The following is a 24582-nucleotide window of genomic DNA, read 5'->3' as shown; positions in this document are numbered from 1 at the left end:
TGTTCACCCCATCGAGTGGGCGGTGCGCCCCGATGTCCCCGGAACATCTGTACGGCCGCTCAGGCGTCGTACTCCTGGATCGGTCCGCCGTCGCGCCGTCCGGCCAGCGCCGGCAGCTCGGCCTCCAGCTCCGCCGCGATCTCCGGCACGTCGAGCGTCAGCAGCCGGCGGTCCCGCATGAGGACCCTGCCCGCGACGATCGTGGTGAGCACGTCGCCGGAGCGGGCGCTGTGCACCAGCGTGGCGGCCAGGTCGTGGACCGGCCGGGTGTGCGGGCCGGTGAGATCCACCAGGATCACATCGGCCGCCCGCCCGGGCGCGAGCGCGCCGACGCGCTCCCCGAGGCCGACGGCGCGGGCGCTCTGGGCGGTGGCGTGATCGAGGGCCTGGCGGGCGGTGAGCCAGGTCGGATCGCCCTCGGACGCCTTCTGCACCAGGGCGGTGAGCGTCATGCTCTCCCACACGTCGAGCGTGTTGTTCGAGGCGGCGCCGTCGGTGGCCAGCCCCACGGGGACGCCGGCCGCCGCCAGGCCCCGGAGCGGGGTGGGCCCCCAGGCGAATTTCAGATACCCGCGGGGCGCGGTCGCCACCGCGATCCGGCCCCGGGCGGCGCCCAGCAGATCCAGGTCCCCCTCGGTGATCCCGGTGCCGTGGGCGATCAGGAGGTCGCCGTCGAGCAGTCCGGCGCGCCGGAGGGTCTCGATCGGGGTCCGTCCGAGCCGCCGCACACTGGTCGCGGTCTGCGCCGCGCTCTCGGCGGCGTGGATGTGCACGAGCAGCCCGTGCTCGGCCGCGAGCGCCGCCGTGGCGGCCAGATCCGCGTCGTCGACGGTGTAGGGAGCGTGCGGGGCGAGCGAGGTGGTGATCCGTCCGTCGGCCGCGCCCCGCGCGCGCAGCGCGAAGTCGAGCGAGCGCTCCCGGGCCTCGGGGCCCTGTCCGGAGAAGTAGGCCCAGCCGAGATTGGCGCGCAGTCCGCTCTCGGCGACGGCGGCCGCCACCCGGTCCATGGCGAAGTAGTGGTCGGCGAAGGTCGTCACCCCGCCCCGGATCATCTCGGCGCAGGCGAGCTTCGCCCCCAGCTCCACGACGCGGTCGGTGAGGTGCGACTCGATTGGCCAAATCCAGTCGTTGAACCAGGCATCGATGGGAAGGTCCTCGGCGATCCCGCGGAGCGCGACCATCGGTGTGTGGGTATGGCAGTTGATCAGTCCGGGCATGGCGAGCAGCCCCCGGCCGTCGATCCGCTCGGCGGCCTCGGTCCGGGCGGCCTCGCGCGACGGGATCACGGCTGCGATCAGCCCGTCCCGGATGACGACGGACGTCTCCGCCGAGAATCCGACCGTGCCGTGCCGGTCGTGCACCAGCGCGGTGCATCCGTCGATGACGAGGTCGGCCATCTCCGGCCCTCCTCCCGCTCTCCCGTCGTCCGTCCCCCGGTCAACGTCCGTACCGCCCCGCGGTGTCCCCGGCCGCGTCGTGCCGGGATCATTTCCGGCCGTGTCGGCGACCGGGGCCGCTCCGGGCGGGACACGGGACTTCGGGGGCCTGGGACTTCGGGGCCCGGGACGGGGGCCTCGGCACGGCAGGGTCCTGGTCGCCCGGGGCGGCCGGCCGCGCGGGCGCTTCGGCGGCCCGCGCCCGAGGCTCGCGCGCCGGAGGCTCGCGGCAGAGGTCGCGCCGGGCCGGGGATCATCTGCCGATCAGGGCGGTGAGCGCCCCGACGGGATCGGCGTCCGGTGTCCCGCGCGGCCACCAGTCCTCGCGGCCGGTGTCCGACTCGTATCCGTACCAGAGTCCGTCCCGGCCGAAACGGAGCTGGAGCGCGGAGGTGGAGAGATGGTTGCGCCAGGGGCGGAAGTCGGGGAAGTCGGCGGCTGTCAGGGCGGGGCGGGCGCGGTCGAAGGGCCCCGCGGGCGGGTCCCAGGGCTCTTCGAGCACGCGCAGGGCGGCCATACCGCCCTGCCGCCAGGCGGCGACGGCCCGGGCCAGCTCGGTGGGGGTGCGGCCGGTCGCCCCGGCGAGGTCGCGGTAGAGGGCCCGGGTGGAGGCGGTGAGGCCGGAGCCGGGGTGGGCCGCCGCCAGCCGGACCGCGTCCTGCCAGACGGTGAGTTCGGCGATGGGGTCGGAGCCGCTGACGAGCAGGGTGTGGGCGCGGGCGGCCGCCTCGGTCGCGAGCAGGTCCAGGGCGAGCGGATCGGGGGCCGACGCCGCCTGGGGGTAGGCGGGGGGACGGCCTGGATGGGCGGGGGCCGGGAAGGGGGGCGGCAGTGCGGGGAGCCCGCGGGGGGCGAGCGCCTCACGGGCCGGGACGGTCGGCGGCGCGGCGGCCGTCGCGGCGTTCCGCTCGGCCGCCGACCGGGTGGCGTTGCGGTGGGCGAGGGCGGCGAGGATCTCTCGCTCGCCCATGCCGCGCATCAGGAACAGCACGAACGGGTCCTCGTCCAGCAGCCGTGCGGTCTGGTAGCAGAGCGCGGCGGCGTGCTTGCAGGGGTAACCGTCGTCGGGGCAGGAGCAGTCGGGGATCAGGTCCCCGGCGGCGGGCAGCAGTTCCGCCGCGTCCGCGAGGGCGTGGGGCACATCCTTGTCGAGCAGGGCCGCGATGTGGTCGGGCCGGGCGGCCGCGGCGGCGAGGAAGTCGTTCCAGTCGTCGTCGGAGAGCGTCCGCAGCCGGATCTCCGTACGGTACGGACGGGCACGGGAGCCGTGGACGTACGCCGTGACCCGGCCGGGCGTGACCGTGATCGCGTCCACCTGGCCGCGTCCCGCGTAGGCCCGGCCCCGGGCGAGCCTCGCGGGGTCGAGGGCGGTCTCCTCCAGCGCCTCCACCCAGGCGTTTCCCCACCAGCTGGCCGCGGACTCCCCGGGCGGGAGAGGGGCCGGCGCGGGGAACGTACGACGCCGGTCGTCGGTGCGGCCGGCCGGGGACCCGCCGCGACGGCCGCGGCGGACAGCGCCTCGCCCCGGACGGGCCGGGGAGCCGGCGGGCTCGGCGTCACGGCCGGGGGACGGGGTCATGAGGGCCTCCGCAGGGAGACGAGGTCGGCCAGCTCCCGATCGGTCAGCTCGGTCAGCGCGACCTCCCCGGAGCCGAGGACGGCGTCCGCGAGGGCCCGTTTGGCGGCGAGCATCTCGGCGATGCGGTCCTCCACGGTGCCCTCCGCGATCAGACGGTGGACCTGTACGGGCTGGGTCTGGCCGATGCGATAGGCGCGGTCCGTCGCCTGCTCCTCGACGGCCGGATTCCACCAGCGGTCGAAGTGGACGACATGGCCGGCCCGGGTCAGATTGAGACCGGTGCCCGCCGCCTTGAGGGAGAGGATGAACACCGGTGCGCCGCCGGACTGGAAGCGGTCCACCATGCGCTCGCGCTCCGCGACCGGGGTGCCGCCGTGGAGCAGCTGGGAGGGGATCGCGCGGGAGGCGAGATGCTCCGACAGCAGCCGGGCCATGGTGACGTACTGGGTGAAGACGAGCACCGATCCGTCCTCGGCGAGGATCGTCTCCAGCAGTTCGTCGAGGAGCGCGAGCTTGCCCGAGCGTCCGGCGAGCCGCGGTCCCGTGCCGTCGGCCGCCGCGCGGCCGTACTCCTTCAGAAACTGCGCCGGATGGTTGCAGATCTGTTTGAGGTCGGTCAGCAGCTTCATCACCAGTCCGCGGCGGGCGATGCCCTCCGCGCCCTCGATGGCGGCCATCATCTCCCGTACGGCCGCCTCGTACAGCGACGCCTGCTCGCGGGTGAGGGCGACCGGGTGGTCGGACTCCGTCTTGGGCGGCAGCTCGGGCACGATGCCCGGGTCGGACTTCTTGCGCCGCAGCAGGAAGGGGCGGACCAACCGGGCGAGGCGTTCGGCCGCCTGCTCGTCCTCGCCCAGCTCCACGACCCGGGCGTGCCGGGCGCGGAACGCCTTGAGCGGGCCCAGCAGTCCCGGGGTCGTCCAGTCCAGCAGGGCCCACAGCTCGGAGAGGTTGTTCTCCACGGGGGTGCCGGTCAGCGCGACCCTGGCCGGCGCGGGGATGGTGCGCAGGGCCCTCGCGGTGGCGGAGAACGGGTTCTTGACGTGCTGTGCCTCGTCGGCCACGACCATGCCCCAGCTCTGCGCGGCGAGCCGCTCCGCGCTGGTGCGCATCGTGCCGTAGGTGGTGAGCACGAAGCCGCCCTCTCCGGCCCCGGGCAGGGTCCGGTCCGCTCCGTGGAAGCGGCGCACCGGGACGCCGGGGGCGAAGCGGTTGATCTCCCGCTGCCAGTTGCCGAGGAGGGAGGCGGGGCAGACGACCAGCGTCGGGGCCGGGCGGTCGCGGTGGAGGTGGAGGGCGATGACGGTGACGGTCTTGCCGAGCCCCATGTCGTCGGCGAGACAGCCCCCGAGGCCCAGGGAGGTCATCAGATCCAGCCAGGCCAGCCCGCGCAGCTGATAGTCGCGCAGGGTCGCGGTGAGGCCCTCGGGGGCCTCCACCGGGGCCGCTCCCCCGATGAGGCGGTCGCGCAGTACGGCCAGCGCCCCGGTGGGCACGGCCTCCACCGTCTCGCCGTCGACCTCGGCGGTGCCGGTCAGCGCGACGGCGAGGGCGTCCACCGGCTGGAGCAGGCCCAGCTCGCGCTTGCGGGCCTTGCGGACGAGGTCGGGGTCGACCACCACCCACTGGTCCCGCAGCCGCACGATCGGCCGGTGGGACTCGGCCAGCGCGTCCATCTCCCCCTCGGTCAGCGGCTCGCCGTCGAGCGCCAGCCGCCAGTCGAATTTCAGCAGCTCCGCGCTGTCGAAGAAGGGAGTGCCGTCGGTCGCCGAACCGGGGGCGGGCTGGTGGACGACGGCGGTGGCGGAGAGCGAGCGCGCCAGCTCCCTCGGCCAGTGGACGGCGACTCCGGCGGCGGACAGCCTGGCGGCTCCGGGACCCAGCAGTTCGTACAGCTCGTCCTCGGCGAGAGGCAGCACATCGGGCACATCGCGCTCCAGCAGCCCCGCGAGCGGGGGCCAGACACGGGCCGCACGGCGCAGCGCGAGCACCGCGTCGATGCGGGCGCGGGGGCCGAAGCGTTCGTCGCCGTCCCCGGCCCAGAGCCGGGCCGCGTCGATGACGAGGGTCGGGTCGGCGAGGCTGTGCACCTGGACGACGGCCGCCCCGGCGCTGCGGACGGGCTCGGCCGCCTCCTCCTCGGCGGCCGTGTCGAAGAGGCGCAGGGCCGAGAGGTCCAGCCGCAGCGAGACCCGCACCCCGGCGTCCATGCCGGCCGCCGCCTCGGCGGCCCACTCCCGCGCGCCGGGCATCCGCTGGGGCTCCGCCGCGGCGAAGGGCGCGCCCGCCGCGAAGGCTGCGGCGGGGGTGCGGGGCAGAGTGTCGGCGACCGCGTCGAAGAAAACCCGTACCAGCGCTTCCGGATCGGGCAGGAGCGGTTCGGCCGGCTCTGAACCGGGCGCGGGCGTCGCGTACGCCTCGTACGGCATCGCGGCGGCGATCGCGCGCAGCTGGGCGATGTCGTCGGCGTCCAGGGGGCCGGCGCGCCAGGCGTCGTGGTCGGTCGCGGTCAGTCCGGGCAGCAGTCTGCCGCGCGCCGCCAGATGGACGGCGTGCAGCGCCGCCGCTCCCCAGCAGGCCGCGGCGGGGTGCGCCCCGGGATGGCGGCGGGCCCCGATCAGCAGCGGCAGGGCCTCGGCGACGGGGAGGATCAGGGCGGGGACGGTGTGTTCGCGGAGGTCCGCCGCAGGATCGGGGGACGGCCGCCCGGCGTCATCGGGGGATCGTCCGGGCGGGGCGGGAAGGACGACGGTGATCTCGCCGGTGATCCCGTCGGCGGGCGGGGCGGAGGCGTCCGGGTCCCAGAAGGCGATCCGGCCCTCGCGCGGCAGCGCGGCGGGCAGGAAGACCGCGGCACGGGCGTACGGCGCGCGGGGTGTCTCGGACGTCATACGGGCCGCCTCCCCTCCGTCGGATCCGTGTCGGCCACTGACACCCACGACCTTACGGGTGGGGTCTGACAACGACGTCGCTCGACGTCATTGTCCCTGCTCAGAGTCGGTTCGGGGGACGGCGTCGGGGTTCGCGGGCGACCGGCGCACCGAGGCTCACCGGCGTTCGACAACGAGGTCGGCGCGGCGGGCGGGGCCGGGCGGGGCGCCGGGGCTCTTCGGCGTCCGGCCGGTGGACCGGGCGCGGGACGGGGATCGCCCCTCACGCCGCCGGGGGCAGGGGCGGTGTGGCCGGGGGCTGCCGACGCGGGCGGGCCGGGCGGCCGCCGGGAGCGGGGTCCAGCCCCCGGGCCGGGGCCGCGCTCCCGTCGGGGCGGTCCGCCCGCACCGCGTCGGGTACGTCGGATACATCGGATACATCGGGTACGTCGGACGTGCCGAGCAGACGGCCCGGATCCTCTGTCGCGGGAGGGTCCAGGGACCGTTCCGGGGCCTCCTGACCGGCTGCGTCCAGGGCCGGGGGAGGCTCCGGAGCGGAGGCGTCGAGACCGGGCTGCTCGGCGGCGCCGGGTACCTCCGGGGCAGACGGCTCGCTCCGCGGCCGCTGGGGCTGCTGGGGCTGTTGCGTCGGCTGGGGCTGCTGGGCCCGCTCCAGGAATCGGAGCAGTTCCACCGGGAAGGGCAGCACCAGCGTGGAGTTCTTCTCCGCGGCGACCGCGACCACGGTCTGGAGCAGTCGCAGCTGGAGCGCCGCGGGCTCCTGGGACATCACACCGGCCGCCTGGGCGAGCTTCTTCGACGCCTGGAGCTCCGCGTCCGCGTTGATCACTCGGGCCCGGCGCTCACGGTCGGCCTCGGCCTGGCGTGCCATCGACCGTTTCATGGCCTCGGGGAGGGACACATCCTTGATCTCGACCCGGTCGATCTGCACGCCCCACCCGATCGCCGGGCTGTCGATCATCAGCTCAAGTCCCTGGTTGAGCTTCTCCCGGTTGGAGAGCAAATCGTCCAGGTCGCTCTTGCCGATGATGGACCGCAGCGAGGTCTGCGCCATCTGGGAGACGGCGAAGCGGTAGTCCTCGACCTCGATGATCGCGTCCGCCGCCTCGACGACCCGGAAGTAGACGACGGCGTCGACGCGGACCGTGACATTGTCCCGGGTGATGCCCTCCTGGGCGGGGACCGGCATGGTGACGATCTGCATATTGACCTTGCGAAGCCGGTCCACCACCGGAAGGATCATGGTGAATCCCGGCCCTCGGACGCCGCCGTGGAGCCTTCCGAGGCGGAACACCACACCCCGCTCGTACTGCTTGACGACCCTGGCCGCCGCCGTCGCGTACGCCAGGGCGCAGCAGCCGACCACCACCACCGCGAGCACCAGTGCTTCGAGCATCGGGGCACCCCCTTCGGGCGAGCCGGAGACCCACCTACCAAGGTATGCCCGGTTTGCCCGATGAGGCCATATTCCCCCCGGGCGCAGACCGATGCCCGCGCCGGCCGCGGAGCCCCCCGTACCGGATCGTTCAGGGGAGGTGGCTGCCCGGCAGCGGGAACCAGCCACGGCCGCCGTACCAGTGGCCGCCCGCCCTCAGATGGTCCCCGACGGCGCGTTCCAGGGCCGTGCGGCGCGGCAGCGTGTCCCACGGCAGCTCGGGGTCGCCGAAGACGAACTGGACCGGGTACTTGTCGGCGATCTCCGTCCGGTCGGTCAGAACGCGGAAACGGTCCTGGAAGCTCCGGATGTTGGAATGCGCGGGCAGATACCCCGCGAGCTGGGAGTCGAGCAGCCAGGAGTCGCACGCGGCGAGCGCGTAGGGCTCCTCGGGGAAGGAGCGGGCGAAGAACGCGCCGGCCCGTGCGAGCGACCGATCGCACGCCTCCGGGGTGAGCGGTCCGAGGAAGTCCGGAATATGCAGCTCCAGGACGGGGTCACCCGGTCCGTGGGGCAGCCCGGCGGACCGGACCGCCGCACCGGGAGCGTCGCCGAGACGGCTCCGCTGGAATTGCAGCCGGCCCAGCTGGTACAGCTCGCCCCGGAAGTGGAGCCGCAGCCACCAGGGCGCCGGCAGCCCTCCCGCACCGTGTGCGGCGCGGTGAAGGGCCATCTGACGTCCCAGGTCGGCGAGGGTGCGGCGGGAGACGTCGGCGGGGACCGAACGCTCGCGATGGAAGGCCCGGACGTGGGGAAGCGCGGCGAGGAACACGTACACCGGAAGGTAGCGGTCCACCGCGGCGGCGGAACCGCCCGGCTCCGCGAAGGCCGGCGGCTCCGCGCCGCCGTCGATCACCCCCATGTCCTCGACCAGGCCGCCGACCGCCGATTCCAGCTCCCGGCGGAGTCCGGGGTCCGTGGCCATCCGCCGCCGCAGGGCGAGGAGTTCCGTGATGTCCTCGTGGGGCGCCGCGAGATCCACCAGCTCCTCCGCCAGCGCGTCGGTCTCGGGCAGCTCCGCCCTCGTGTCGGTCATCCGTGCCCCTCCCCCGCGATCCGACGGGCCGCCGCCGCTCCGGTGTGTCCCGGCGGCGGGTCACGGTGCATGCTGGAGAGCGAGAGGCGGTGGCCATGCGTACGGGCAGTGAACCGGCGACGGCGCGCAGTGCGCTGCGGATGCGGTTCTGGCTGAGCGTGTGGGGCCTGGTCTGGACGGTGGCGGGGACGGTGGGCTTCGCTCTCGCGGGCTACCCCGGCTGGGCCGCGGTGTGCGGGGCGATCCTGCTGATCGTGATCGTGGACCTGATCGTCGTCGTACGGCACATCCGCCAGGGTCCGCACTTTCAGCCGGGCCGGGACATCCCCCCGTACGAGCCGGTCCACGACAGGCGTCCGCCGCGTCACGGCCCGGGGCCCGGCGCTTAGCACGGCGTACGCCTCAGGTTCCGGTGTCGAAGCGCGCGGCGCGCAGATACTCGGGCTTGGGGTCCAGCGCGGCCGCCAGGCGGAAGTGGCGCTGTGCCTGCTCGGGCCGTCCGGTCCGCTCGAAGGTGCGGGCGAGGGCGAAATGCGCGAACGCGTTGTCCGGCTCCCGCTCCAGGACCAGTTCGAACTCCAGCTCGGCGGGACGGAGCTGAGCGGCGGCGAAGAAGGCGCGGGCGCGCAGCAGACGGGCAGCGGTGTTCTCCGGGTGGGCCGCTATGACGGAGTCCAGCAGCTTCACGGCGCCCCGAGGATCCCGCGCGGCGAGCAGTCGCTCGGCCGCTCGGTAGTCGATGACGTGCGTCTCCGGGTTGCTTTTGGGCACGACCGCATCCTTCCCCTCGCTGCACGGTTCCAACACAGGTACCGGCAGGGGTATTCCGCGCGGTCACGGCCGCAAACCGACCGGCGGGGGCCCTGAGCGGGGCGTCCGGGGCCGGCTCATCCGCCGAAGACCGCCAGCACCAGTCCGGTCATCGCGAGCAGCGCTCCCCCGGCCACGAACCCGCGATCGATCGCGGTCCGCTCACGGCCGTCGACCACGACGTCGCGCGGATCGGCGGGATCGTACGAGAGCCGGACGCTGCCGCCCGCGGGCAGCGGGACCGGGGAGACGATCTCCATGACGCGGCCGTCGGCGGTCTCGTACTGCAGGAGAGGCCGCTCGGCTCCGGGCGGCGCGGGTTTGACCAGGGCGACGGCGGACGCGCCGGTACGGGTGATGCGGCGGGTCTGCCGCAGGCCGTATACGCCGGCGAGTACGGCGACCAGCCCGCCGAGCGCTGTGAAGACGGCGAAGAGGATCTGCACCATGGGGATGGTAGTGCCGTCCCGGCCGGACGGACGGCGGCTTGACGGATGTCTGACACCGGATCCCCGGACACTGGATCCCTGATCCCGGATCCCTAGACACCGGGTCCCTGGACACCGGGTCCCTGAACCGACCGCGAACTCTCCGTTCGCCGGGGCTCCCCGACCCTCGGACTCCCCGGCCCTCGGACTCCTCGGCGGCCGGATTCCCCGCCCCCGCGCCTCGTCACCAGCTCGCCACCAGGGGCTCGTCCGCGCCGGGGGTGCCGGAGGTCCGATCCGTCGCCCCTCCGCCGGGAAGGGGCTCGTCGGCGGCTACTCCGCGGCTCGCCGCGCCAGTTCCGCCCACACCGCGCGGACCTGGGGTTCGAGATCCTCCAGCGGTCCGTCGTTGTCGATGATCAGATCGGCGATGGCGTGCCGCTGTTCCCGGGAGGCCTGTGCGTCCATCCGCGCCCTGGCTTCGGACTCGGTCATTCCGCGCCGCTCGACCAGCCGGGCCAGTTGGGTCGCGGCGGTCGCGTCCACGACGACGACCAGGTCGTAGCGACCCGCGAGTCCGTTCTCCGTCAGCAGGGGGACGTCGTGGACCACGACCGCGTCCGCCCCCGCGGACCGCTCCAGCTCCTGGGAGCGCGCGCCGACCAGCGGGTGCACGATCGCGTTGAGGGCGGCGAGCCGCTCGGGGTCGGAGAAGACGATGGAGCCCAGCTTGGGGCGGTCCAGGGCGCCGTCGGTGGTGAGGATCTCGTCGCCGAAGCGCTCCACGACGGCCGCGAGCCCCGGGGTCCCGGGCTCGACGACCTCGCGGGCGATCTTGTCGGCGTCGATCAGCACCGCTCCGTACGACTCCAGGAGCCGGGAGACTTCGCTCTTGCCGGCGCCGATTCCACCGGTCAGGCCTACGGACAGCATGAGCGGCAGCTTAGCCGCCGGCCCGGGCGCGCGAGCCGTGGGTCCCGGGGCCCGGGCCCTGTGGTCAGGAGTCGCCCTCGCGCTCGGCGAGGAAGCGCTCGAATTCCAGGCCGATCTCGTCGGCGGAGGGCAGATCCACCGGTTCGGCGACCAGGCTGCCGCGGGTGTCGGCTCCCGCCATGGCGTCGTACTGGTGCTCAAGTCCCTGGACCAGTCCGACGAGTTCTTCGTCGCCCTCGCCGATCTGGCGCTCGATCTCGTTCTGGGTGCGATGGGCCTCGGTGCGCAGGGCGTGCGCGACGCCCGGCAGTACGAGACCGGTGGCGCCCGTGACGGCCTCCAGAGCGGTCAGCGCCGCGTCGGGGTAGGACGAGCGGGCGACGTAGTGGGGCACGTGAGCGGCCACGCCGAGCACATCGTGGCCCGCTTCCATCAGCCGGAACTCGACCAGCGACGCCGCGCTGCCCGGCACCTGGGCCTCGTCGAAGGGGCTGCGGTGCCCCGGCATGAGATCGGTGCGATTGCCGTGCGGAGTGATGCCGACCGGGCGGGTGTGCGGGACTCCCATCGGGATGCCGTGGAAGTTCACCGCGAGCCGGACGCCGAGACGCTCCACGATCTGGGCGACGGCCTTGGCGAAACGCTCCCACTCCACATCGGGCTCGGGGCCCGACAGCAGCAGGAAGGGCGCTCCGGTGGCGTCCTGGACGACCCGGACCTCGATGGCCGGGGTCTCGTACGACGTCCAGCGGTCGCGTCTGAAGGTCAGCAGCGGACGGCGGGCGCGGTAGTCGACCAGTCTGTCGTGGTCGAATCGGGCCACTACCTGATGGGGCAGTGTGTCGAGCAGATTGGAGACGATTTGTTCGCCGGTCTCACCCGCGTCGATGTATCCGTCGAAGTGGTACAGCATGACCAGGCCGGCCGACTCCTGCGCGAGCGCCATGTCGACGACTGCGAGGCCCTTCGGCTCCCATTCGTACAATCCCTGCGGATCAAGCACGACTACCCCTCCTCGTGTTCGTAGGCGACAACACGCGGTAGCACAGGGGCATTCCCCTCTCACACGAATGAACCGTCCCGTCGGCGGGAGGCGGCGCGGTCGGCGGGACGGGCCGGAGCGGATACAGAGTAAGGCCCGCCCCCCAGGGGGAGCGGGCCTTACTCTCAGCTATCCGTCAGCCGGTGCAGAGCGTCAGCTCTGGCCTCCGGCCAGCTTCTCGCGCAGGGCGGCAAGCGCCTCGTCCGACGCCAGGGCGCCGGAGTTGTCGTCCGACTCCGAGGAGTACGAACCGCTGGCGGGCGCGGCGGCCGGAGCGGCGGTGCCACCCTCGGCAGCGGCGGCCTCGTCGGCCTCGCGGGACTTGATGACCTGAGCCTGGTGCTGCTCGAAGCGCGTCTGCGCCTCGGCGTACTGGGTCTCCCAGGCCTCGCGCTGGGTCTCGAAACCGGGGAGCCAGTCGTTGGTCTCCGGGTCGAAGCCCTCGGGGTAGATGTAGTTGCCCTGGTCGTCGTAGGACGCGGCCATGCCGTACAGGGTCGGGTCGAACTCGACCGAGGCCGGGTCGGCACCGAAGGACTCGTTGGCCTGCTTCAGCGAGAGGCTGATGCGACGACGCTCGAGGTCGATGTCGATGACCTTGACGAAGATCTCGTCGTTGACCTGGACGACCTGCTCCGGGATCTCCACGTGGCGCTCGGCCAGCTCGGAGATGTGGACCAGACCCTCGATGCCCTCGTCCACGCGGACGAACGCACCGAACGGAACCAGCTTGGTGACCTTGCCGGGAACGACCTGGCCGATCTGGTGCGTCCGGGCGAACTGCTGCCACGGGTCTTCCTGGGTCGCCTTCAGCGACAGGGAGACACGCTCGCGGTCCATGTCGACGTCGAGAACCTCGACGGTGACTTCCTGGCCGACCTCGACAACCTCGGACGGGTGGTCGATGTGCTTCCAGGAGAGCTCGGAGACGTGGACGAGTCCGTCGACGCCACCCAGGTCCACGAAGGCACCGAAGTTGACGATCGAGGACACGACGCCCGAACGGACCTGGCCCTTCTGGAGGGTGGTGAGGAACGTCTGGCGGACCTCGGACTGGGTCTGCTCGAGCCAGGCACGGCGGGACAGGACCACGTTGTTGCGGTTCTTGTCCAGCTCGATGATCTTGGCCTCGAGCTCCTTGCCCACGTAGGGCTGGAGGTCGCGGACACGGCGCATCTCGACCAGGGAGGCGGGCAGGAAGCCTCGCAGGCCGATGTCGAGGATGAGGCCGCCCTTGACGACCTCGATGACGGTACCGGTGACGATGCCGTCCTCTTCCTTGATCTTCTCGATCGTGCCCCAGGCGCGCTCGTACTGGGCGCGCTTCTTCGAGAGGATCAGGCGGCCTTCCTTGTCCTCCTTCTGAAGGACCAGGGCCTCGATCTCGTCGCCGACCTTGACGACCTCGTTCGGGTCGACGTCGTGCTTGATCGAGAGCTCGCGGCTCGGGATGACACCTTCGGTCTTGTAACCGATGTCGAGCAGGACCTCGTCCCGGTCGACCTTCACGATGACGCCGTCGACGATGTCGCCGTCGTTGAAGTACTTGATCGTCTCGTCGATCGCGGCGAGGAAGGCTTCCTCGTTACCGATGTCGTTGACCGCTACCTGCGGAGTGGCGGTGGTCTCGGTGCTGCTCGTCATGTGGGAAAGGGCTCCGGTACGGACATTGAAGTCGTAGGTACTGCTACGCCGAGAGCCCGTATCGCAGCTGCATAAGCCGGACAGCCTTGGAAGCGCCGACCCAGCCGTCGTTTCCGATGATCCGAAAACGAACCGCCTGGAAGGCGCCTCGTGAACCGAGGGGACATACATACAGTTGCAAGCGCGACCTGCTCTGTCTGAGGCGCGCAGGCCCGCAGCGCAACTTGTAGCATACGGGGGCAGCCGGAGACGGTCAATGCGCGAAGGCGCACACCCGGGGCAGAACACCCCAAACCCGGCACAACTCGTGTTTGTGGAGGCCACAACGGCTGCTCCCGCCCGCTCCGAGCGCTATGACAATGACGGTGAAGATGAGCCAGTACATCGAGGAAGCCGGACCCGAGGCCACCCGCCGTGAGGCGGATGAGACGGAGAGCAGCCGGGCGAGCCGCGGCTGGTGGGACCGGAACGCCGACGAGTACCAGAGCGAGCACGGCGCGTTCCTGGGCGACGATCGTTTCGTCTGGGGGCCCGAGGGGCTGGACGAGGCGGACGCGGAGCTGCTCGGCCCGCGGGAGTCCCTGAAGGACCTGGACGTGCTGGAGATCGGCGCGGGCGCGGCGCAGTGCTCCCGCTGGCTCGCCGCGCAGGGCGCGCGCCCGGTGGCGCTCGACCTCTCCCACCGCCAGCTCCAGCACGCGCTGCGGATCGGCGAGGGCCTCCCGCTGGTGGAGGCGGACGCCACGGCGCTGCCGTTCGGCGACGGGTCCTTCGACCTCGCCTGCTCCGCGTACGGGGCCGTCCCCTTCGTCGCCGACCCGGTGACGGTCTTCACCGAGGTCCGCCGGGTGCTCCGCCCGGGCGGCCGGTGGGTCTTCTCGGTCACCCACCCCGTCCGCTGGGCCTTCCCCGACGAGCCGGGACCGGAGGGGCTGAGCGTCTCCGGCTCCTACTTCGACCGCACCCCTTATGTGGAGCAGGACGAGCGGGGGCGCGCCGTATATGTGGAGCACCACCGGACCCTCGGCGACCGGGTGCGCGATGTGGTGGCCGGCGGATTCCGGCTGGTGGACCTGGTGGAGCCGGAGTGGCCCGCCTGGAACAGCCAGGAGTGGGGCGGCTGGTCCCCGCTGCGGGGGAATCTGATCCCGGGGACGGCGATCTTCGTCTGCGTACGGGACTGAGGGCGGGCGTACGCGGCTCAGGCGGGCGAGCGGGGCCGGGGCCGAGCGATACGGGTCTCAGGCGGGCGGGCCCCGGGCGGGCGTTACGGATCTCAGGCGGGCGGGGCCTGTGCGTCCTGGACCGAGGTGGGGCGGGTGGGGCGCGGCAGGGGGGTGCGGGCCAGTCTGTGCGGTCATACAAGCCGATGAACAGACTCCCGCTGTGGACAGCCGGCGGCAGGGCCTGCCGGGCCGTACGACACTGAAGCCATGATCCAGACCGAAGCACTCGACCGACTCCCGGTCCGCGACGCCGTGCCCGAGCTGCTCACCGCCCTGGACGAGCGCGGCACGGCGGTGCTGTTCGCGCCGCCGGGGACGGGTAAGACGACGCTCGTCCCGCTGGCGCTGGCGGGTCTGGTCGGCGCGGGGCCCCGGCGGCGGGTGCTGGTCGCCGAGCCCCGGCGGATGGCCGTGCGGGCCGCCGCCCGGCGGATGGCCTGGCTGCTGGGCCAGGAGACGGGTGAGGCCGTCGGATACACCGTGCGGGGCGAGCGCCGGGTCGGGCCCTCGACCCGGGTCGAGGTGGTCACCACCGGAGTGCTCCTCCAGCGCCTGCAGCGCGATCCCGAGCTGCCCGGGGTGGATGTGGTGCTGCTCGACGAATGCCATGAACGGCATCTGGACGCGGACACCGCGATGGCGTTCCTGGTGGATGTACGGGCGACGCTGCGCCCCGAGCTGAAGGTGATCGCGGCCTCGGCGACCGGGGACGCCGAGGCCTGGGCGGAGCTGCTCACCGTGCTGGAGGGCTCGGGCCCCGCGCCCGTGGTGCGCGGGGCGGGCGAGGGCCATGGCTCGCGTTTCTTCCACGCACCGCCCCCGGGCGGCGTCCGCCCGGCCCACGGGACCTGGGTCGATCCGGCCCTGCTGCGCCATGTCGCGGCGACGGTGCGGACGGCCCTCGACCGGCACGAGGGCGATGTCCTGTGCTTTCTGCCGGGTACGGGAGAGATCGCCCGGACGGCCGGGCTGCTGGACGGTGTGGCCGCGGAGGTGCTCCAGCTCCATGGGCGGGCTCCGGCGGCGGTGCAGGACGCGGTGCTGCGCGGCGGGTCGGGCCGCCGGCGGGTGGTGCTGGCCACCTCGGTCGCCGAGTCCAGTCTGACGGTGCCCGGCGTACGGGTGGTGGTCGACTCGGGTCTGGCGCGCGAGCCCCGGATGGATCACGCGCGCGGTCTGGGCTCGCTGGCCACGGTGCCGGTCTCGGCCGCGGGCGCGACCCAGCGGCTGGGACGGGCGGGCCGGGAGGCGTTCGGCACCGTGTACCGCTGCTGGGCGGCGGCCGACGATGTGCGCAGGCCCCGCTTCCCCTCCCCCGAGATCAGGATCGCCGATCTGGCCGCCTTCGCGCTGCGCGTCGCCTGCTGGGGCGATCCGTCGGCGTCGGGACTGGCCCTGCTGGACGCGCCGCCCGCCGGAGCGATGGCCGCCGCCCGCTCGGTGCTGGCCTCGATCGGGGCCGTGGACGCGGACGGCCGGGCGACCGAGCGGGGGGCGCGGATGTCCCGTCTGGGGCTGCACCCCCGGCTGGCCCGGGCCCTGATCGACGGCGCGCCCGAGGTGGGCGTCCGCCGGGCGGCCGAGACGGTGGCCCTGCTCAGCGAGGAGCCCCCGAGGGAGTACGGCGACGATCTCGCGGCGGCCTGGCGCACGGCGCGGCGGGGCGGGGACGCCTATGGAGCACGGTGGCGGGCGGAGGCGCGGCGGCTGGAGGGCGCGCTCTCCTCCGCGGGGGGCGGGGCCCGGGGCGGCGGGTCGCGGGCGGCCCGGAGTGCCGACGGCGGTGGAGCGGACCGGCCCGGAGCGGGTTCGGGGCGGGGCGGGGGCCTCGGCAGCGGAGTGCCCGAGGGGGCCGGCACCGCGGTGAGCGGCACGGCGGGAGTGAGCGGGGCCGGCCGGGGCGGGGGTGACGACGCCGTGGCGGGCCTGATCACCGCGCTCGCCTTTCCGGAGCGGGTGGCGGCGGCCCGTGGGGAGGACGCCTTCCTCATGGTCTCGGGGACCGGGGCCCGGGTGGGCGCGGCGTCCGGGCTGCGCGGTGCGCCGTGGCTGGCCGTCGCCGTGGCGGACCGGCCGGCGTCGGCCGCCTCGGCCCGGGTCCGGCTCGCGGCCGTGATCGACGAGGACACCGCCCGCACGGCCGCCGCCCATCTCCTCGATTCGGGCGAGGAGGTCCGCTGGGAGGGCGGGGACGTGGTCGCCCGCGAGGTGCGCCGCCTCGGGGCCGTCGAGCTGTCGGCGCGGAAGCTCGGGAATCCGGATCGGGCGCTGATCCGGGAGGCTCTCGTCGAGGGGCTGCGGACCGTCGGGCCGGGGCTGCTGCACTGGACGCGGGAGGCCGCGGGGCTGCGGGAGCGGCTGGCCTTTCTGCACCGGGTGCTGGGCGCGCCCTGGCCCGATGTGAGCGACGCGGCGCTGCTGGAGCGCGCGGACGAGTGGCTCGAACCGGAGCTGTCGCGCGCCCGGCGGCGGGCCGATCTGGCGCGGATCCCGGCGGGGCAGGCGCTGGGCCGGCTGCTGCCGTGGGCGAGCGGTGAGGCCACCCGGCTGGACGAGCTGGCCCCGGAGCGGATCGCGGTGCCGAGCGGCTCCCGGATACGGGTGGAGTACGGCGGGGAGCAGCCGGTGCTGGCGGTGAAGCTCCAGGAGGTGTTCGGGCTGGGCGAGACGCCCACGGTGGCGGGGGTGCCGGTGGTGGTGCATCTGCTCTCCCCCGCCGGGCGGCCCGCGGCTGTCACCGCCGATCTTGCCTCGTTCTGGCGGGAGGGGTATCGGGCGGTGCGGGCGGAGCTGCGGGGCAGGTATCCCCGGCATCCCTGGCCGGAGGACCCTTCGGGGGCGGAGGCGACCCGGTACACCAAGGCCCGCCAGGACCGGGCCCGGGTCCAGGGCGACGGGGCCCGGGGCGGAGGGCGGCCGGCCGGGGACGGGGGACGGTGAGGGCCGTCCGCCGGTGCGGACGGTGAGGGCGGGCCGGGGAGGTGCTGGGGGCATGGAGCGGCGGGCGGCGGAGGGGCGATCAGGCGGGTGCGGATTCCGGGTCGGAGGGCCGGGGTTCAGGGGCGGAGGGGGCGGCCGGGGCACGGGGGCGGCGGGCGCGGGCCTCCAGAAAGAGGGCGAGCGCGAGCAGGCCGCCGCCCAGGACCGGGAGCCCCCAGGGCAGATAGGAGGTCAGCAGCAGGACCGGCAGGCGCTGGGACTTGACCAGCGCGACGGTGTGGTCCACATAGTCGGGGCGCATCTTCACATGGCCGGCGAAGGCGGTGACCTTGTCCCGGCCGCCGAGGAGGGTGCCGCCGCGCAGTTCCTCTCGGTGGATCTCCTCGCCGTTGACGGGGGCGCCGGTGACGGGATCGACCCAGAACATGCGTTTGGTGGTGTACCAGCGGGTGGTGCCGGTCGCTTTCTCCAGGGTGCTCGCGTCGATGCCGGGGATGGGCATCTTCCTGGGGAACGGGACCTTGGTCCAGGGGACCGTCTGCTCGAAGTAGTAGACGTCGAGCCCGTGGAAGGTCCGGACGCCCCGGTAGTGGATGGGGGCGGAGGTGCGGGTCTGGGCGTCGAAGTACGTGTAGTCCCGTTTCTCGGTGAGGAAGGGCCATTTGAAGGCGATGCCCTCGCGCCGGACCGGGGTCCCGTCGACCATTTCGCCGGGGGCGTGGACGGGGTCCTGGGTGTGGGCGTCGAAGATGTACCGCTCGGGGATCTGGGAGACCATCGCGCCGTCGGGCCCCTGGACGTGGGAGAGCGTGTCCCAGACGACCACGTCGCGGCCGGTGTCGCGTTCGATCCGCTCGGCCTCCTCCACATTGCCCTTGAGCGTCTGCACGATGGTGAGTCTCTCGACCTTCTCGGCCCGCAGGGAGCCGTAGTCGAGGAGTGTCGCGGGCCTCGCCTCCATGACCACCTCCTGGTACTGACCGGCCGGCACCTTCGCCAGCCGGGGGAAGGCGTACCAGCGGAGCAGCGGGGAGAGAGCGGTGAGGAAGACGGCGAGGGCGAGGAGTACGAGGCTCGCGCGGCGGCGCACGGGGCGGCCCTCCTACTTCTTGGGGCCGGGGACGGTGGTCAGCAGCGGCCGGGGAGAGGTCTCGCTCGGGGGCGCGCCGAAGACGGTGGCGGCGAGGACGAGGGCGAGGGCGGCGGTCAGCCCGATGGCGGCGGCGACGAGGGCGCGCATGCTCGGCCTCCCGGGGTCCGGAGCCGTGCGGAGCCGGCTCCGCACAGATCTGACACAGCGTCAGGGGGTGGGCACCGTAGCAATCGAACCGCGAGATGAGAACAGATCGGACCGCCCCGCGGCCCGGTCGGGGCGGCGGGGCGGTCCGGGAGCGGGACGGGGCGGATCAGCCGGCGGGAGTCTCCGCGGGGACGGGCGCGGTCACCGTGAGTTCGATGGTGACGGTCCCCCCGCCGACGGCGGTGAGCCGGAGCAGGAAGGCGCCCGTCTGCTCGTCCGCGAAGAGCTTCGGGAGCTTGAGAACGCCCTTGGCGTCGGTGGTGAGGTCGGAGAGCGCCCGGACCGGCTTGCCGTCGGCTCCCTTGAAGTGGGGGCCCTTGTCGTTGGCCGCAGCGCTGTCGGCGCTCTTGAGGAGGGTCGCGGTGACCCCGACGCCGGAGGCGACGGCTCCCTTGTGGGCGGCCTTGATCTCGACGCCGGTCGCGAACTCCGTCCCGGCGACGGCGGTCAGGGGCTCGTCGCCGGTCCGGGTGAGGGTGTCGGCGGCACGGGGGGTGACCTTCGCGGCGAATTCGGCGGCGGGCGCCTTCTTCCCCACGGCGGAGGCCCGGACGACGAACGCCCCGACCTTCTCCCCGGCGACGAGGACGGGTGCGGTGACCCTGCCGTCCGCGCCCGTGACGAGGATCACGCTCTTGCGGCCGCCCTCGAAACGGGTGTCGGTGCCGCCGATGATCTCGAAGCGCACTTCCTGGCGGGCGACGCCCCGGCCCAGGGAGTTCTTCACCCGGGCGGTGATCTTGTTGGCGAAGGCGCTTCCGGCCATGGCCGTCAGCTCGCCGGTGCCCGCGTTCTCGACCCGGCTGACGGGCGCGACCTCCGGCGGGGTGGTCGGCGGCGTGGTGGGCGGCTTCGTCGGCGGAGTGGTGGTGGGCGGCGGAGTGGGCTTGGGCTTCTCCGAACCGCCGGGCCTCTCCGGCTTCTTCGACTCGGGCGGCTTGGGCTTCGTGCTCGGGCCCGGGGAGTGCGGGGTCGCCGGGGCCTTCGACTCGCCGCCGCCCTGGGACCGGGAGCCGGAATCGGATCCGGAGTCGGGGGTGCTGGAGCCGGGCAGCGAACCGGTGCCGTCCGGGACCTCGTGGGTGCCGTTCTTGTAGAACTCGAACCAGGAGAGGACCGTGCGCAGATACTCCCGCGACTGGTTGTAGCCGAGGATCGCGCGGTCGAGGTCGTCCGCCTGCCGCAGGTCGCGGTCGCCGGCGCAGAGGTAGCGGCCGGCCGCGAGGGCGGCGTCGTAGATGTTGTTCGGGTCCTTCTCCCCGTCCCCGTTGGCGTCCTGCCCCCAGGCCGCCCAAGTGGTGGGGATGAACTGCATCGGGCCGACCGCGCGGTCGTAGACGGTGTCGCTGTCGTACGCGCCGTCGTCGGTGTCCGAGATGTTGGCGAAGCCGACGCCGTTGAGGGCCGGGCCGAGGATCGGGGAGTGGGTGGTGCCGTTGGCGTCGACCTTGCCGCCGCGCGCCTGGCCGGACTCGACCTTGCCTATCGCCGCGAGCAGCTGCCAGGGCACGTGGCAGCCCGGGTCGGAGGCGGAGATGGTCTGTTCGGCCTTCTTGTAGGCCGCGAGGACCGTCGCCGGGATGCCCGACTCCGTGGGCCCCTTCGCCGGGAGATTGACGGACGTGCCGGGCTTGTCGGGCGTCCGCAGCGGCGGAAGGTCCGTGTAATAGGGGGAGTCGCCGGTGACCGAGGTGTCGGGCGAGAGCTGGGTGTCGGGGGCTCCCCGACCGGGATTGTCCTCGCCTCCGCCGAGAGGGGCGGCGGTGATCCCGGGCGCCTGCGACGCGGAGAGTGCCGCGACGGCGACGGCCGCCACGGCGGTGGTGGTCGCTCCCTTGCGCAGACGTCGCCCGAATTGCGCTGCCATACGTCTTGTCCCTCCCCGAAAGCGGCTGTCCGCGCTCCCCAGTGCGATTACGGCGATATCTCTGGTGACCCTACGGCAACGATTGGCCCCAGGACACCTCGCCCTGACCGTTTTTCACCAATTCGCCACCGCGCGGATGGGCAAGTTCCGGATCCGGCCGATCACCCATACTGGGCGACATCGATCACCGGAAGATCCATATCCTGGTTCAAACCTGTCACGGCCGGTCGGCGGCCGATCAACACGGGGCACAGGGGGCCATACCGCATGCCGTTCACACTGAGCCACGCCATGGCCGTGCTGCCGGGCATCCGCAGGAACGGGACCGGACGGGGGCCGCTCGTCGCCTCGGCGCTGGTGCTGGGGACGCTCGCACCGGACATGACGTACTTCGCGGCCTCGGCGGTGCCGGGAGCGATGGAGTTCGGGCGATTCACCCACGCGCTGCCGGGGCTGTTCACCGTCGACGCGGCCATCACCGCGGTGATGGCCGCCCTCTGGCTGACGATACGGGATCCCCTGGTGGCTCTGCTGCCGGAGCGGCTGCGGGGGCCCGCGCACTCCCTGTTGCGCGGCAGGCCGTCGGTCCTCAACCTGAGGTACGCGCTGTGGTTCTACGTCTCGGCGGTGCTCGGCGCGGCCAGCCATGTCGTCTGGGACGCCTTCACCCATCACGGCCGCTGGGGCACCCGGCTGATACCGGTGCTCAATGAGACCGTCGCCGGGTTCGGCGTCCACAAGTTCGCGCAGTACGGCTCGTCCGCGCTCGCCGCGGCGGTGCTCGGATGGTTCGTCGTCTCGGCCGTGCGGCGGCAGCCCCCGTCCACTCCGCCGCCGTCCGTGCCCGTGCTCGACACCAGGGACCGCCGACGGGCCCTCGCCCTGCTGGGCGTGTGCGCCCTGATCGGGCTCGTCGACCGGTGCGTCCGCTGGTACGCGCGAACCGCCACGATCGACTCCCCGCTCGACATCATCCCCACCGCCTGCTTCGGAGCGGGGGCGGGGCTCGCGGTGGGACTGGTCCTCCACACCGCGGCGACCCGGCTGCGCGCCCGCGCTCCCCGGACGCCGGAACGCGTCTGACGCCGACGGCCCGCCGCCCCGAGCTGGGACGGCGGGCCGGCAGCGGCGATCGGGGTCAGTGCGCGGCGGACTCCCAGTCGGCGCCGACGCCCACCGAGACGTCCAGAGGAGCGCTCAGCGAGACGGCCGACGACATCTCCCGGCGCACGATCGTCTCGACCTCCGCGCGCTCGCCCGGGGAGATCTCCAGCACGATTTCGTCGTGGACCTGGAGCAGCAGCCGGGAGGAGAGCTTCGCCTCGCGCAGCGCCGTGTCCACCTTCAGCATCGCGATCTTGACAATGTCGGCGGCGGTGCCCTGGATCGGCGCGTTCAGCGCCATGCGCTCGGCGGCCTCCCGGCGCTGCCGGTTGTCGCTGTTGAGATCGGGCAGATAGCGGCGGCGGCCGAGCATCGTCGCCGTGTACCCGGTGGCGCGGGCCTCGTCGACGACGTGGTGGAGATAGTCGCGGACCCCGCCGAACCGCTCGAAGTAGGTGTCCATCAGCGCACGGGCCTCGCCCGCCTCGATGTTCAGCTGCTGGGAGAGGCCGAACGCGGAGAGGCCGTAGGCCAGTCCGTACGACATCGCCTTGATCTTGCGCCGCATCTCCGCGTCGACCGCGGAGGTGGCGACGCCGAAGACCTGGGAGGCCACCGTGTTGTGCAGGTCCTCGCCCGAGGTGAACGCCTGGAGCAGGCCCTCGTCCTGGGAGAGATGGGCCATCACCCGCAGCTCGATCTGGCTGTAGTCGGCGGTCATCAGCGACTCGAAGCCCTCGCCGACGACGAAGCCCCGGCGGATGGCCCGGCCCTCGTCGGTGCGCACCGGCACGTTCTGCAGGTTCGGGTCGGTGGAGGAGAGCCGGCCGGTCGCGGCGACCGTCTGGCTGAAGGTGGTGTGGATCCGGCCGTCGGCGGCGATGGTCTTGATCAGACCCTCGACCGTCGAGCGCAGCCGGGCCTGCTCGCGGTGGCGCAGCATGATGACCGGCAGCTCGTGCTCGGTCTGGGTGGCGAGCCAGGCCAGCGCGTCGGCGTCGGTGGTGTAGCCCGTCTTGGTCTTCTTGGTCTTGGGCAGATTCAGCTCGCCGAAGAAGACTTCCTGGAGCTGCTTGGGCGAGCCCAGGTTGAACTCGTGGCCCACCGCGGCGTGGGCCTCCTTCACGGCCTGCTGGACCGCGCCCGCGAAGAGCTGCTCCATGGCCTCCAGATGGGCGCGGTCGGCGGCGATGCCGTGGCGCTCCATCCGGGCCAGCAGCAGGGAGGTGGGCAGCTCGATGTCGTGGAGCAGTTCGGCGGCGCCGACCTCCTTCAGCCTCTCGCCGAAGGCGTCGCCGAGGTCGAGGACGGCGCGGGCCTGGGCCATCAGCGCGTCGGCCTCGGCGTGCTCGTCCTCGGCGCCGAAGGCGAGCTGGCCGTCGGCGGCGGCCGGGGCCAGCTCGCGGTGGAGGTACTCGACGGAGAGGGCGTCCAGCGCGAAGGACCGGCGGCCGGGCTTGACGAGATAGGCGGCGAGCGCGGTGTCCATCGCGATGCCGTCGAGGTGCCAGCCGTGCTCGGGGAAGACGCGCAGCGCGTCCTTGGCGTTGTGCATGACCTTCGGGCGGGCCGGGTCGGCGATCCAGGCGGCGAAGGCCCGCTCGTCGGCCTCGTCCAGCCGGGAGGTGTCGAACCAGGCGGCGCTGTCGTCGGCGGCGGCGAGGGCGACCTCGCTGACGCTGCCCACGCCCAGCGCCCAGGCGGCGACGGTGGCGACGCCGAGGGGCTGCGCCCCGTGGCGCTCCAGCCAGGGGGCCAGCTCGCCGGTGGCCAGGACCGTGCCGTCCAGCTCGACGCCGGCGTCGGGGGCCGGGGCCTCGTCCTCCTGGGCGCCCGGGTCGACCGCGAGCAGCCGGTCCCGCAGGCTGGGATTGCGGATCTCCAGGACCTCCAGGAAGCCCTTGAGCGCGGCGCGGTCGTAGGCCGCGCGCTCCAGCTCGGGGACCGTCCGGGGCAGCTCCACGTCTCGGACCAGCTCGGTCAGATGGCGATTGAGCTTGACCGACTCCAGGTGGTCGCGGAACGACTGGCCGACCTTGCCCTTGACCTCGTCGGCGCGCTCGATCAGCTCGGCGAAGGAGCCGAACTGATTGATCCACTTGGTGGCGGTCTTCTCGCCGACGCCGGGGATGCCGGGGAGGTTGTCGGACGGGTCGCCGCGCAGCGCGGCGAAGTCGGGGTACTGCTGGGGGGTGAGTCCGTACTTCTCCTGGACCTTCTCCGGGGTGAAGCGGGTCAGCTCGGAGACGCCCTTGGTCGGGTAGAGCACGGTGACACGGTCGCTCACGAGCTGGAACGAGTCCCGGTCGCCGGTGACGATCAGGACGTCGTAGCCCGCGGTCTCGGCCTGGGTGGCGAGGGTGGCGATGATGTCGTCGGCCTCGAAGCCGTCGACCGCGAAGCGCTCCGCGTTCATGGTGTCGAGCAGCTCGCCGATCAGCTCGACCTGGCCCTTGAACTCGTCCGGGGTCGCCGATCGGTTCGCCTTGTACTCGGGGAAGTCCTTGGAACGCCAGGTCTTGCGGGACACGTCGAAGGCCACCGCGAAATGCGTGGGCGCCTCGTCGCGCAGCGTGTTCGCCAGCATCGACGCGAAGCCGTAGACGGCATTGGTCGTCTGACCGCTCGCGGTCGAGAAATTCTCCGCGGGCAGCGCGAAGAACGCCCGGTACGCCAGGGAGTGCCCGTCCATGAGGAGCAGGCGCGGACGGTTGTCGTCTGGGGTCTTCTTCGACGCTGTCTCAGCCACGGGGACGATCCTGCCACGGACCACTGACATCGCCGTTCACTCGGGCCGGTGCGGGGCCGTTGTCGGAGGGGCGTGACAGGATCGTCACAGGAGTGCGGACGGACTGGTGTACCGAGCGGGTACGGCTGTTCACGGCGGGCGACCGCCGGGGCGGTCCGGGCG

Annotated in this window: 18 protein-coding genes; 4 read left to right on the top strand and 14 right to left on the bottom strand. The window is 73.1% G+C overall.

Going from position 1 to position 24582, the window contains the following annotated elements:
• Nucleotides 1-59 precede the first annotated feature (59 nt).
• The 5 genes from ACF089_RS15525 to ACF089_RS15505 form a co-directional block, all read right to left on the bottom strand.
• Nucleotides 60-1397, bottom strand: a complete 1338-nt coding sequence (locus ACF089_RS15525) for an amidohydrolase (protein ID WP_392026314.1) — start codon at nt 1395-1397, stop codon at nt 60-62.
• A gap of 292 nt (nt 1398-1689) precedes the next feature.
• Nucleotides 1690-3015 (bottom strand): SWIM zinc finger family protein, encoded by a 1326-nt coding sequence (locus ACF089_RS15520; protein ID WP_392026312.1) that lies wholly within the window; start codon nt 3013-3015, stop codon nt 1690-1692.
• Nucleotides 3012-5906, bottom strand: a complete 2895-nt coding sequence (locus tag ACF089_RS15515; protein ID WP_392026310.1) for a DEAD/DEAH box helicase — start codon at nt 5904-5906, stop codon at nt 3012-3014. The genes ACF089_RS15520 and ACF089_RS15515 overlap by 4 nt, the downstream gene beginning before the upstream one ends.
• 262 nt (nt 5907-6168) lie before the next feature.
• Complete coding sequence (locus ACF089_RS15510) at nt 6169-7302, bottom strand: slipin family protein (protein ID WP_392026308.1); 1134 nt, start codon at nt 7300-7302, stop codon at nt 6169-6171.
• A 130-nt stretch (nt 7303-7432) separates the two neighbouring features.
• A complete protein-coding gene (locus ACF089_RS15505; protein ID WP_392026306.1) occupies nt 7433-8377 on the bottom strand; it encodes an acyltransferase domain-containing protein in 945 nt (314 codons plus the stop codon).
• A gap of 95 nt (nt 8378-8472) precedes the next feature.
• On the opposite strand from ACF089_RS15505, the gene ACF089_RS15500 reads away from it, so the two are divergent.
• A complete protein-coding gene (locus tag ACF089_RS15500) occupies nt 8473-8766 on the top strand; it encodes a DUF6343 family protein (RefSeq protein WP_392026304.1) in 294 nt (97 codons plus the stop codon).
• Nucleotides 8767-8779: 13 nt separating this feature from the next.
• On the opposite strand, the gene ACF089_RS15495 is transcribed toward ACF089_RS15500, so the two are convergent.
• From ACF089_RS15495 to rpsA, 5 genes are all read right to left on the bottom strand, one after another.
• Nucleotides 8780-9148, bottom strand: a complete 369-nt coding sequence (locus tag ACF089_RS15495; protein ID WP_392026302.1) for a tetratricopeptide repeat protein — start codon at nt 9146-9148, stop codon at nt 8780-8782.
• Nucleotides 9149-9264: 116 nt separating this feature from the next.
• Nucleotides 9265-9636: a DUF3592 domain-containing protein gene (locus tag ACF089_RS15490; RefSeq protein ID WP_392026301.1), complete on the bottom strand. Its 372-nt coding sequence runs from the start codon at nt 9634-9636 to the stop codon at nt 9265-9267.
• Nucleotides 9637-9948: 312 nt separating this feature from the next.
• Nucleotides 9949-10548 carry a dephospho-CoA kinase gene (gene coaE, locus ACF089_RS15485; protein WP_392026299.1) on the bottom strand — a complete coding sequence of 200 codons (600 nt, stop codon included), beginning with the start codon at nt 10546-10548 and terminating at the stop codon, nt 9949-9951.
• A 64-nt stretch (nt 10549-10612) separates the two neighbouring features.
• On the bottom strand, nt 10613-11551 hold the full coding sequence (locus ACF089_RS15480; protein WP_392026298.1) for a PAC2 family protein: 939 nt from the start codon (nt 11549-11551) through the stop codon (nt 10613-10615).
• Between the two features lie 192 nt (nt 11552-11743).
• Nucleotides 11744-13234: a 30S ribosomal protein S1 gene (gene rpsA, locus ACF089_RS15475; protein WP_347731026.1), complete on the bottom strand. Its 1491-nt coding sequence runs from the start codon at nt 13232-13234 to the stop codon at nt 11744-11746.
• Between the two features lie 371 nt (nt 13235-13605).
• On the opposite strand from rpsA, the gene ACF089_RS15470 reads away from it, so the two are divergent.
• Both ACF089_RS15470 and ACF089_RS15465 read left to right on the top strand, forming a co-directional pair.
• On the top strand, nt 13606-14418 hold the full coding sequence (locus ACF089_RS15470) for a class I SAM-dependent methyltransferase (protein ID WP_392026295.1): 813 nt from the start codon (nt 13606-13608) through the stop codon (nt 14416-14418).
• 249 nt (nt 14419-14667) lie between these two features.
• The gene (locus ACF089_RS15465; RefSeq protein WP_392026293.1) at nt 14668-17400 is read left to right on the top strand and encodes an ATP-dependent RNA helicase; all 2733 of its coding nucleotides are present in this window, start codon (nt 14668-14670) and stop codon (nt 17398-17400) included.
• A 79-nt stretch (nt 17401-17479) separates the two neighbouring features.
• Here ACF089_RS15465 and ACF089_RS15460 read toward each other — a convergent pair whose 3' ends face one another.
• The 3 genes from ACF089_RS15460 to ACF089_RS15450 all read right to left on the bottom strand — a co-directional run bounded on the left by ACF089_RS15460 (nt 17480) and on the right by ACF089_RS15450 (nt 20567).
• Nucleotides 17480-18490: a DUF3068 domain-containing protein gene (locus ACF089_RS15460; protein ID WP_392026291.1), complete on the bottom strand. Its 1011-nt coding sequence runs from the start codon at nt 18488-18490 to the stop codon at nt 17480-17482.
• Nucleotides 18491-18502: 12 nt separating this feature from the next.
• Nucleotides 18503-18640 carry an SPW_0924 family protein gene (locus ACF089_RS15455; protein WP_392026289.1) on the bottom strand — a complete coding sequence of 46 codons (138 nt, stop codon included), beginning with the start codon at nt 18638-18640 and terminating at the stop codon, nt 18503-18505.
• Nucleotides 18641-18806: 166 nt separating this feature from the next.
• Entirely contained in the window at nt 18807-20567 is a 1761-nt protein-coding gene (locus ACF089_RS15450) for a lytic transglycosylase domain-containing protein (protein WP_392026287.1), read from the bottom strand.
• A 267-nt stretch (nt 20568-20834) separates the two neighbouring features.
• Here ACF089_RS15450 and ACF089_RS15445 point away from each other — a divergent pair, with 267 nt between their 5' ends.
• Nucleotides 20835-21650, top strand: a complete 816-nt coding sequence (locus tag ACF089_RS15445) for a DUF4184 family protein (protein WP_392026286.1) — start codon at nt 20835-20837, stop codon at nt 21648-21650.
• A 55-nt stretch (nt 21651-21705) separates the two neighbouring features.
• Here the strand turns inward: ACF089_RS15445 and polA are convergent, their stop codons facing one another.
• Nucleotides 21706-24420, bottom strand: a complete 2715-nt coding sequence (gene polA / locus ACF089_RS15440; RefSeq protein ID WP_392026285.1) for a DNA polymerase I — start codon at nt 24418-24420, stop codon at nt 21706-21708.
• Nucleotides 24421-24582: the final 162 nt, after the last annotated feature.

Origin of the sequence: Streptomyces sp. NPDC014894, assembly GCF_043080985.1 — a bacterium.
In the GTDB taxonomy this organism is placed as follows: domain Bacteria; phylum Actinomycetota; class Actinomycetes; order Streptomycetales; family Streptomycetaceae; genus Streptomyces.
Note: the sequence above shows the minus strand (reverse complement) of the source record. Positions and strands in the feature narration are given on the sequence as shown.